Consider the following 10,728-nt stretch of genomic DNA (forward strand, 5'->3'; position numbering starts at 1 on the left):
GCCACGCTTGACCTCAAGTTAGCTTTAACTTGCACAATCCTGTCTCCCCTTATGAAAGGAGTCAAATGATTATGCATTATCTTCATCATCTTCATCATCTGCTCGATGCCAATCGAGCCTTTTCCCTCAACGGATGCGGCACCACCAACCACTGCCCGATGGCATTGCACGCCCTGCACGAGATGGGCGCCAATCCCCGCCAGCTGCAGCAGTTCTTCGCACACTGGCAGGCCAACTATGCCCTGCCGGGGGGTGAACAACAGCAGGGGGATGAGGAGGAGCTGCAGTTTGTCCGGCTGCGTCAGCAGTTGGCAACACGGCTGGCCGACGAGGGTTGGCTACCCACCTTTGCCAGCCTGCTGGAGCAGGGTCTCTCGCCGGCCGGCGGCGCCTTCCATCCGCTGATCCGCTTTGCCTGCGCGCTGGAAAATGGCCATCTGGGAGAGCAGGCCGCCGCATTGGCCGCCTGGCAGTGCAGCCCCCTGTGGGTGCCGGCCGGGCAGCGGGCGCCGGTGCAGGATATCGACGCTCTGCTGAGCGCGCTGGCCCAGCAATGGGAAGGCGCACGCTGGCAGGGCGAGTGGATCACCGAGCGACTGCGGCAGGTGACGGATACGCCGACCTGGGCGAGCGGGTTGCCGAGCGGGGTATCATCATCGGATCTGCTGGTGCAGCTGGCCGACGCGCCCTCGCCCTCTACTGGCAGACCGGCAATTTTACCGTGCTGCACATGGTGACCGGTAGCCGCGCCGCCGCCATCGTCGCCAGCTATCTGCCAGCGCCATGGCAAGCGCGCTGGCAGACCCTGATGTGGCAAGCGGTGGCGGCCGCCTATGTCACGGTCGGTACGCCGTCACTGCAGACGCCGGTCTGGCCCGATACCGGCAAGCTGGCGTGGCAAAACGTGCTGGCCCGGGCAGTGGCGAGCCTCGACGATCATGTGATCAAGCTGGTGCATTGCTGCTGGCGAGAGGGGCTCGCCAGGCCTTTGCTGGCAGACCGTTATCTGGCGGTGGCCGCCCGCGCGGCGGGGCTGCTGGCGCCACTCACCGGGCCGGATGTCATCTAGGTAGTACACAGGGGCTGCCCTAGGAGGCGGGCAGCCGGGTGAAGTGAATGACGGGGCAGCGGGGAGCCACGCCCCGGGTCAGGGTTAGCGGCTGGGCGCGGTAGCTCAGTTGGTAGCGGCCAGGGTGGGAGAGATCGTAGACCAGGGTCAGATCCGCATCGGCCTGGCTCTGCTGACCGGCCCCCAGCAAGAAGAAATCCTCGGCGCCCGGGTTGCCCCGTTTGGCCAGCGGGCCCTTGTAGGGTATCGGCCGATCATCGAGGGTGAGATCGATGGCATCGGCAAACCAGCCTTCGAACGGTGTGAACCAGCTCAGCACCTCGAGCGGCCCCTCCCCCCGGTTGGTCAGGGTCATCACCAGCGGCAGCGGCTCGTTGACCCGGCTTTGTGCCTTGACCGACAGATCGCACTGCAGGGGGGCCAGCGCCAGGGTGGTGAGCAAGAGTGTCATCATGGTCGCTCCTTCCTGTGACAAACGACATGGACAAGAAGGGGCCTTGCGGCCCCCGGTCGGCAAATCAGTTTTCGCTCGGCGTATTCTCGGCGAAGTACTCGTGGTTGTCGGCGTTGTTGAGCGCCTTGACCGGATCCGTCTTCGCCAGGTTGCGGGCATTGGCCTGACCGTAACCCAGATCGTCGGTGCCCGCCACCACGTTGAAGTGGCTCAGCTCGTGGACGATGGTGCCGGCACGGGAATCGGTCCCGCTGACCGGTGCAGTCCAGAAGCTCTTGCACAGGTATACCTTGTAGGGCTGATCCGGATAGACATAGGCAAAGTAGCTCTGCTTGCAACCGCAGTCGAAGGTGAGCGGCTTGTTGTCGATGGCATCCTTGATCTTGCTGAAGTGGGTCTCGGCCTGCTCCCAGCGCGACGCATCATAGGCACCAAACCAGCTGCGGTAACGCTGGCCTTCCGGCTTGTCCACCGCCAGGTAGCTGCTGGAGTTGTTGGTGATGCCGCTGGCCGCATCGAGCGCCGCCAGGATGTCGCTCTTCTGAGTGTTGGTACAGCGGCCGCTGAAGCTGACCGAGGCGGTCACCGCCTGCGGCTCGGCCAGGGGGGCCGCCTTGGCCAGCACCCGCTCGTCACTCACTCCGTCCACCCACAGGGTCACGGCATTGGATTCGCTCGCCTGGGCCTGCTTGGCCTTGGCGACTTTCGCCTCTTGCGGCAACGTCGGCAGCAGGTAGCGGATGCTGTACTGGCCCTGGGCACTCATGTCGTAGAGACCGGAGACCTCGGCCTGCACCGTCAGGCTCTGGCCGGCCTTGAGCAGCTGGAAGTCCTTGTCGGTCGGGGCAGCCCGCTTGATCAGGGCCCCCTCGTAGCTGACCGGCTGGCCGTCCCGCTCCACCAGGAACAGGGGGGCATCCTCGCTGCCCGGCAGTTGCCATTTGAGCAGGCGAACCGGCTTGTCCCCGCTGTTGGTCAGGGTCAGGTTGACGCGCACGTCGTCACTGTTGCCATCCACCAGGGTGAGCTGGGCATCGAGCCCTGCGGCGCAGAGCGGGGAGGCCAGCACGCCGGCCAGCAACAGGGCAATGGGAGTCGCTTTCATCATGTTTCCTCATTCATTGAGTGTCGCCTTGTCAGGCGGTTTGCTTCCTTCAAGGCCCTCTTTGGGGCCCACTCACCCTAGAGCAGTTTTTTTCCGCGACCATCCCACCATATGGGGGACGCCCCCCAGGATAGGGGGAATGCCCAATGTCCCCTCTTGCTGCGACAAGAGTCGCGGTGCCCTCCCCTTTCTCATGCCTGCCACTCCGCCCCGCGCCCATAAAAAACCCCGGCACCGGGCCGGGGTCTCAGACAGATGGAACAAACCCAGCTCAGGGGCCCATCAGCAGCGCCAGCGCCGGTTGTGCGTTGCCCGGCATCAGCCGGTAAGCCTTGTGGTGCTTGACCAGGGTAGTTTTCTTGTTGCCCTGGCTCAGTAGCAGGCGATGGGCAAAGGCCACCCGTGCCAGCCGGGCCTCGTCGCCGCGCACATAGAGGGTGAGCGGCTTCACCAGCTCGCCCGCCTCGATGTGGCCCTGATACTCGCTGGCGCTGATGATGAGGCTCGGCTGACCGCCCGATTGCAGGCGCAGCTTGGCGCTCACCTCGCTGTCGGTAATTACTAACCAACCCTCGGCCGCGAGCTCGGCCAACAGGGCGGCCAGCCGGCTGCCGAGCCCGGTCGGTTCGGCCATGGCCCGCTCATACTGGCTCATGATCCGCTCAAGCAGCCCCTTGAGATCGGCGCCGGCCCCCAGGGTGCGACCAAGCTGCACCCAATCCTTCAAATCCTCCATCACCAGCCGGGAGAAGCGCTTCTCCTTGAGGGAGTCGGCCATCCAGGTGCAGAGAAAATGGCTCTCTTGCGCCGGGGTACGCTTGCCAGCCTTCTGCTCGGCGGTGCGGGCCAGTTCGGCCAGACTCTGGCTGGCCATCTCGAACAGGGCCTGATTGTAGGTAGGAGCGGTCATAAGCAATCCTTGAGTTGACTACCAGGAGTCAACACCGATGACAGAGATGGCAAAGGCGCCAGTGGCGCCTTTGCGGTTCAATAGAGCGGCCTGCGCGCCTTATTTCGGCTGGCGCGGCTTCTTGGCGGCGGCCATACGCTTGAGGCGCTGGCCCTGCAGCTTGGCCTCGGCCATGGCCTGGGCGGCGGCGTTGTCTTCCCGCTGCGGGCGTTTGCCGAAGCGACGACGCTCCTGCAGCTGCTTGATCAGCTCGTCGCGGCTGCTCACCTCGTAGCCCGGCACCATGATGCGGCGGATCTTCTGGCCGATCAGCGCCTCGATCTCCAGCAGGGTGCGCTCTTCTTCACGGCTGACGAAGGAGATGGCCATGCCGCTCTTGCCGGCGCGGCCAGTACGGCCGATGCGGTGCACGTAGTCTTCAGCCAGGAACGGCAGATCATAGTTCACTACGTACTCGAGATCCGGGATATCCAGGCCACGGGCGGCCACTTCGGTGGCCACCAGCACCCGCAGCTTGCCTTCGGTGAACTCGCGCAGGGCGCGGCGGCGGCTGCCCTGCGCCTTGTCGCCGTGCACCACGGCCGACTTGATGCCGTCGAGGTTCAGCTCGGCTACCAGCTCGTCGCAGCTCTCGCGGGTACTGGCAAATACCAGCACCTGCGGCCAGTTCTGCTTGCCGATGAGCTCGGAGAGCAGCTCGCGCTTGCGCTTCTGCTCCACCGGATAGACGGTGTGGCTGACGGTATCGGCGGTGGAGTTCTGCTTGTTGACGCTCACTATCTGGGGCTTGTCCAGCATCAGGTTGGCCAGCTTCTTCACCGCCTCGGAGAAGGTGGCGGAGAACAGCAGGTTCTGACGGGTCTTGTTGACTGCTTGCAGGATCTGCTGCACATCGGCACTGAAGCCCATGTCGAGGATGCGGTCCGCTTCATCCAGCACCAGGCACTCGACACCGGAGAGGCTCAGGTTGCAGGCGGTGAGGTGCTCCAGCAGCCGGCCCGGGGTCGCCACTATGATGTGAGCGCCCGCTTTCAGTTTTCTGGCCTGCACATCCTGCTTGCCACCGCCGTAGATGGTGAGGGTGGTGATATCCAGATGCTTGGCGAAGTCATTGATGTTGCTCGCCACCTGGGCCGCCAGCTCGCGGGTCGGGGTCAGGATCAGCACCCGGGCGTTGGACGGCTGCACCGGCGCCGGATTGTCCACCAGCCGCTGCAGGATAGGCAGGGCAAAGGCGGCGGTCTTGCCGGTACCGGTCTGGGCGCTGGCCAGCACGTCACGACCGCGGCGGATGGCCGGGATCGCCTGCTGCTGCACAGGGGTCATCTCCTGATAACCGCACTCTGAGATGGCGCGCAAAATCTCGGGGGCAAAATCGAACGATTCAAATCTCATAATGGGTTCCTGTGTTCCAGCTGGACTGTGGCTGGCTTGGTTAGCTCGGCATGAGCGAAAAGTCGGTGCAGACCACCGACGGCTGTGCCTGACATCAAGTCAGAGAGTGGCCGGAAAATGGCGGGCGCGAAGTGTAACAGATAGATGGCGCAAATTCTGCCTCAAATACGCGCCCTTTTCATGGGGCCAGGGCCGCCTGGCTGGCAAGGCGAACACGCCCCGCCAGCAGCCCTTCATGCCCGTACGGGAGTTCAGCCACCTCGGCCATTCTGGGCCAGGAAGTCTCTTTGGAACAGGCACATGCGAATGGCGGTGCGGTATTGGCCATCGATGAAGAACTCCTCTTTGAGCTCCCCTTCCGGCTCGAAGCCCAGCTCCTGATAGATGTGGATCGCCCTGGCATTGTCCCGATCGACGATGAGATAGAGCTTGTGCAGGTTGAGCACATTGAAGCCGTACTTCATCGCCTTCAAGGTGGCGGTCTTGGCATAGCCCTTCCCCTGATGGGCGGGGGCGATGATGATCTGGAATTCGGCGCGGCGATGGATGCTGCGGATGTCCACCAGCTCCACCAGCCCCACGTTGTCCCCCGCCACCTCGAGGATGAAACGGCGCTCGTGCTGGTCGTGGATGTGCTTGTCATAGAGCTGGGCCAGTTCCATGTACGCCTCGTAAGGCTCCTCGAACCAGTAGCGCATGATGCTGGCGTTGTTGTTGAGTTGATGGACGAACTTGAGATCCTCGCGCTCGAGGGGGCGAAGGGTCAAGGTGTCGTGGGATGACATAAGGTACCTGCTTGCAGCGTGAAGGGGCGCCGGCCAGGGGCGGCGGCGCCATGAAGAGTGAGAGCAACAGACGGCGGGGCCCCTGCCCCGGCCGGTCAGCGAATGCGGTTGGTCGGGCGCTTGAGCAGCCGGATGGCGATGGCGGCCATGGCGATGACGAACAGGCCGAGGGAGGTCACCAGCAGGCACTTGGTCAGCAGCTCGTGATACTGGGCGAACAGCGGGGCAGCCATCACGGCCTTGCCCACCAGGCTCAGCACCAGGGCCCAGAGGAAGGCGCTGGCAAAACTGGCGATCATCACCCGCGGCAGGTGCAGCCGCGAGACCCCCATCAGCATGGGCGTCAGCACCCGCACGAAGGGCACGAAACGGGAGGAGAACATGGCCCAGAAGCCGTAGTTGTGCAGCAGGCGGGAAGCCCGCGGCAGGCTGCCGTCCGGGATCATCCGCTCCACGTGGCCCATGAAGGCGGTGCCGTGCAGCGCCTGCCCCTGCACATAGGCGATCAGGCTGCCAAGCCCCGCCGCCAGCGGCATGTAGAGCAGCGTCACTTCGGGGCCGAGCACCCCCATCCCCACCAGCCCGCCGGCCAGCAGCACCAGGCTGTCGCCGGGCAGAGGCAGAAACACGAAACTCGATTCGAGAAAAAGGATCACCACCAGGCAGGTGACGAGCAGGCCCACCGCCTGCATCTGGATCAATTGGTCAAAGTCCTGTTGCCATATGGCAAGCAGCATGTCCTGCATCTGGTGACTCCCATCAACTTCGTGAGCATCCATCCTGGGTGGCCTGACGGCCTCCGGTGCGGCAGACCCTCCCTGTCGCCAACCCCTTTTCTCCCTGAGGGTGGCCCGTTATACACCCGGCCAAGTGAACAAGAAATTAATACAGGTCATGGATAGGGGAGATAATCGGCCAAGGCCATCAAAAAATCGGGCCCCTCCGGCTGGAGGGGCCCAGACAGCAAAACGGCGTCAACTGCGCTTGAGGCGCTGCAGCTTGGTGAGGGTGAGCAGGGTCTGGGCCGAGAGATCGCACACCGACAGCACGAAGGCCAGTTCGTCGGGATGCCATACCTCGCTCAGCCTGGCCCGCTCGGCGATGATGAAACCGAGCAGCTCATCCCCCTGCTTGAGGGGAGCCATCAGGATGGTGCCGGAGAGCCCCTCCAGCCCGAGCTGGGCCAGCATGGCGCCAAAGCGCGTCAGGTCGTAGGGCTCGCGCAGGATGAGGCAGGGCTCATGCTCGGGCTTGGAGACCTCATAGCGCCCCTGGATCAAGGCATAGGGCAGGTGAAAGCCCTGCTGGTGATGGAGCTTGGGCAAAAAGAACAGATCCTGGCAGTACATGCTCTGCTTGTCTTCGGCACTGAACCAGACGCTGGCCCGCGCCGCGCCGGTGCCGGAGCAGATCGCCTCGTTGATGTGGCGCGCCGCCTGGCCCGGATCCTCGCCGCTCAGCAGATCGCTCTTGGCCAGATGAATGAGGGCGCCGTGCTGCAGTTTCTGGCGGGCTTCGCTGTCGAGCTGGCGCTGACGCAGGCTGTCCAGATGATCGAGCATCCGATTGCAGTCAATGGCCACCTGGGAGATCTCGTCGTTGCCCTCCACCAGCAGCCGGCGCACCGCGCCGTCGTCGCCGATGAGCCGCAGATTGGCGCTCAGCCGCTGCAGACGGGCGGCGATATAGCCGTTGAGGATCAGCAGCACCAGAGCCCCGAACAGCAAGGTCCCCAGACTCAGCAGCCAGAAGATGTGGCGCTCGATGGCCTTGCCCTCCAGCATCAGATCCCGTGGCAGGGTGAAGCGAAAGATGAGCGGGGAGTCCTCCTGCACGGTATCGATCTGGGCCAAGGTGAGCAGTCGCTCCTCCTGCGGCAGGATCAGGCTGTCGTTGGCCCTGAGCCGGGCCAGGGTGGTGACCCCCAGGCTGGTGGCCAGCTGCTGCGGGCTCAAAAAGGAGAGCGAGAGATTGGTGCGCTTTTGCAGCTGATGGACCAGCCGGGTGGTGAAGGCCTTGAGCAGCAGCAGGGTGCCGCGACTCGGCCCCTCCCCCTCGCTGGTCAGGATCTGGGTGGCGGCCAGCAGGTAGTAACGCTCGCCGTCAAACCAGATGCCGGCATTGGGCTTGAGACTGCCGTAGCGCACCAGATAATCGGTGAGGGAGGCAAGCTGGGCCGGCGTCTGCGTCACCAGCTGGCCGCCATGATAGGCAAACGCCGCCTGCGGCTGCTTGTCGGCATCATAGAGGGCCACCAGATCGACCCCCAGGGTCTCGAAGGTGCGCACGTTGAGATTCGCCGCCAGATAGGCGGGATCGCGGCTCACCATGTAGGCGTAGGTCTCGTCCCACTCGGACCAGTCCTGCCCCAGCATGGTGAGCTGGCCAAGCTCGGCCAGCACCACGGCCCGGACCCGCTCGCGGTTGCGCTCCACGCTCATGCGCTCCAGCTCGCCGAACTTGTTGCCGACCACATAATGAAGGCCGACATAGCCGACCCCCAGCAACAGCAGCAGCGTCAGCACTATGGTCAGCGTAATCTTGCGGCTGATCTTCATCTTTACCCACACTCCCGAACAGGTGACCCATTGAGTTTAATGGATTTTGCCTCTACGCCTGTTCCTTGCGCGAAAAAGCTCGCCAGAGCGACCAGCCTGCGGCGCCATGGCGTGAATGGGCACAAATGGCGTCATCCGGCTCACGGTTGGGGCTGCCAAGCGAACAAAAAATCGCTACAGTGTAACCGTGCCTCATTGGAAGAGGCTTCACGGGATCCCGGCATGTTCACACCTCTCACCCTTCCGCTTCGCCCCGCCCTGCTGCTTGGCCTGCTGTGCAGCTGCCAGGCCATGGCCGACGACGACTCGCGGGTGCAGCAGCGCGCCAACGCCGTGGTGTCGCTGATGACCTTCACCGTGGTGCCCGACATCACCGCCAGCAACATCAACATCGGCAGCGGCACCAATCAATCCTCGGCCCTCAACATGACCCAGATCGGCGGCGGCGCCACCATGAGCGAGAGCGTGCCGATTTATCTGGAAGGAACCCTGGGATTCAGCCGCTACGATCCCCAGTTCGTGGTCAGCAACGGCAGCGAGAGCCGCACCGTTCCCACCAAGTGGAACAGCCTGACCGCCACCGGCGGGATCGGCTGGGACATAGGGCTGCACCGGGACAGCCAAGGCGGCAACTGGGTGCTGCGCCCCATCGGCAACGTCACCCTCGGCACGGTGGCGAGCGATCTGCGCATCGGCAACTGGCTGCTGGGCCAGTACACCGGCAAGAACCTCGATTTTCTCGATGGCGGCCGGCTCGACGTCTACGGCCTCGGTGGCGCCATGATGCTGGACTACGAGCTGTTTTCCCCCGGCCAGGACATCGACGCCGAGCTGCGTTACTCCTATCAGCACCTGCAGAGCTTTGGCGGCACCGCCGCCAGCGTGACCGGCCAGGCCAACGCCGAAAACCTCGGCCTCTATCTGCGCCGGCGCGCCCCCATCGGCAATCTGACGCTGCTGGGCAAACCCGTGCGCTACGTGATGGAGGGGGCCCGCACCGAATACCTGGGCGAGCAGCGCGGCCTGCTTGGCTTCAACTCCCTCAACTCCCTCGGCCTCGGGGTGGAGCTCGACAGCAGCAAGTACGATATCTTCGTCACCCGCACCCGGCTGGTGGCCCGCTATATGTTCAGCCACAACACCAGCGGCTACGGCGTTGGGCTGGCGATGAGCTTCTAGGCCACTCCCTGCGGCTGCTTCCCTCTCTGGCGTTGGCACAAAAAGAGTGATGCGCCGCTCAGTTGGTGCAAGCCGTCACACATTCCCTCTGGTCAACTCGCTACAGTAGTTCACTTCGGCACCCCATTTTCCGGATGGCGCCAATCCTCTGGTGCCAAGCCAGACTCACGCCAATCAGAGTGCCCCGTCGCCAGGGAGAGGTATCGGGAGCGAGGAGAGATGACATGGACGTTACCGCCCTGATGGCCGTTCTGCTGAACCAGCTCTGGTTTCTGCTGCCACTGCTGTTGCTGGCCACCATCGCCAAGAGCCCCTGGTTCAAGGGCATGATCGGGGAGTGGCTGCTCAATCTCAGCATCCGGCTCTTTCTCGACCGGCAGGAATATCATCTGCTGAGCAATGTCACCTTGCCGCTCGAGCAGGGCAGCACCCAGATCGATCAGGTGCTCGTCTCCCGCTTCGGGGTATTCGTGATAGAAACCAAAAACATGAAGGGGTGGATCTTCGGCGATCCCAGCCACAAGCGCTGGACCCAGCAGCTGTTTCGACGCCGGCACGGCTTTCAAAACCCGTTGCATCAAAACTATCTGCACCTGATGACCCTCAAATCCCTGCTGGGGCTGGCGGATCACCAGTTGCATTCCATCGTCTATTTTATTGGCGACTGCACCTTCAAGACCCCCATGCCGGAGAACGTCATGCGTCGCGGCCTAGTCAGCTATATCAAGAGCAAGATCACTCCCGTCTTGAGCACCGCCGACGTCGATCGGATTGTCGACACCATTCAGCAAGGCCGCTTGACCGCCAGTTGGCAAACCCACCGGCAGCATGTCGCCCAGCTCAAGGCTCGTCATGCCGTCCCATCCGCCAACCATGTTTCCACCCGCGCACCTGTCAGGCAATTCGTTGCAAACCCACCCTCACAGAGCGTATCGCCACCGGATAATCCACCCCCGATCTGCCCCAGATGTGGCAGCACCATGATATTGCGCACCGCAACTCGGGGGGAGAACAAGGGCAATCAGTTTTGGGGATGCAGTGGATTCCCAAAATGCAGGGGCGTTACTTTGTTACACAGTCAGTCCCCTTAATTGGAAAACACTATACCGAATCATTAAACGGGCCAGAGCCATTGAAACTGTGCAGGGGATTCATTTTATGTTTACCACCCTATCGCCGCTTTAAAACCCCTTGGCCTAAATAACTGATCCCAATAGTGCTACACCTTCGCTGTGCCATAGCCATTCCCCGGGAAAGGAGACACGGTATCCAT

Annotated in this window: 9 protein-coding genes and 1 pseudogene; 3 read left to right on the forward strand and 7 right to left on the reverse strand. The window is 63.1% G+C overall.

The window, feature by feature from the left end:
- The first annotated feature begins 71 nt into the window (after positions 1-71).
- A pseudogene (locus tag PG881_RS07310) lies at positions 72-1,069 on the forward strand (questin oxidase family protein).
- Positions 1,070-1,088: 19 nt separating this feature from the next.
- On the opposite strand, the gene PG881_RS07315 reads toward PG881_RS07310, so the two are convergent.
- From PG881_RS07315 to PG881_RS07345, 7 genes are all read right to left on the reverse strand, one after another.
- The gene (locus PG881_RS07315) at positions 1,089-1,523 is read right to left on the reverse strand and encodes a hypothetical protein (RefSeq protein ID WP_024945781.1); all 435 of its coding nucleotides are present in this window, start codon (positions 1,521-1,523) and stop codon (positions 1,089-1,091) included.
- Positions 1,524-1,587: 64 nt separating this feature from the next.
- Positions 1,588-2,631 (reverse strand): M35 family metallo-endopeptidase, encoded by a 1,044-nt coding sequence (locus PG881_RS07320; protein ID WP_162901881.1) that lies wholly within the window; start codon positions 2,629-2,631, stop codon positions 1,588-1,590.
- Between the two features lie 268 nt (positions 2,632-2,899).
- The gene (locus tag PG881_RS07325) at positions 2,900-3,538 is read right to left on the reverse strand and encodes a DUF2913 family protein (protein ID WP_118880912.1); all 639 of its coding nucleotides are present in this window, start codon (positions 3,536-3,538) and stop codon (positions 2,900-2,902) included.
- Positions 3,539-3,637: 99 nt separating this feature from the next.
- Positions 3,638-4,933 (reverse strand): DEAD/DEAH box helicase, encoded by a 1,296-nt coding sequence (locus PG881_RS07330; RefSeq protein ID WP_162901880.1) that lies wholly within the window; start codon positions 4,931-4,933, stop codon positions 3,638-3,640.
- 251 nt (positions 4,934-5,184) lie between these two features.
- Complete coding sequence (gene speG, locus PG881_RS07335; RefSeq protein ID WP_016351180.1) at positions 5,185-5,718, reverse strand: spermidine N1-acetyltransferase; 534 nt, start codon at positions 5,716-5,718, stop codon at positions 5,185-5,187.
- 95 nt (positions 5,719-5,813) lie between these two features.
- Entirely contained in the window at positions 5,814-6,464 is a 651-nt protein-coding gene (locus tag PG881_RS07340; RefSeq protein WP_045527294.1) for a DedA family protein, read from the reverse strand.
- A 228-nt stretch (positions 6,465-6,692) separates the two neighbouring features.
- Positions 6,693-8,276: a CHASE4 domain-containing protein gene (locus tag PG881_RS07345; RefSeq protein ID WP_118880911.1), complete on the reverse strand. Its 1,584-nt coding sequence runs from the start codon at positions 8,274-8,276 to the stop codon at positions 6,693-6,695.
- 222 nt (positions 8,277-8,498) lie between these two features.
- Here PG881_RS07345 and PG881_RS07350 point away from each other — a divergent pair, with 222 nt between their 5' ends.
- Complete coding sequence (locus tag PG881_RS07350; RefSeq protein WP_118880910.1) at positions 8,499-9,455, forward strand: hypothetical protein; 957 nt, start codon at positions 8,499-8,501, stop codon at positions 9,453-9,455.
- A 224-nt stretch (positions 9,456-9,679) separates the two neighbouring features.
- Positions 9,680-10,546 (forward strand): nuclease-related domain-containing protein, encoded by an 867-nt coding sequence (locus PG881_RS07355; RefSeq protein ID WP_162901879.1) that lies wholly within the window; start codon positions 9,680-9,682, stop codon positions 10,544-10,546.
- The last annotated feature ends 182 nt before the right edge of the window (positions 10,547-10,728 follow it).

This window comes from Aeromonas sp. QDB54, from assembly GCF_027707385.1.
Lineage (GTDB): Bacteria > Pseudomonadota > Gammaproteobacteria > Enterobacterales > Aeromonadaceae > Aeromonas > Aeromonas hydrophila.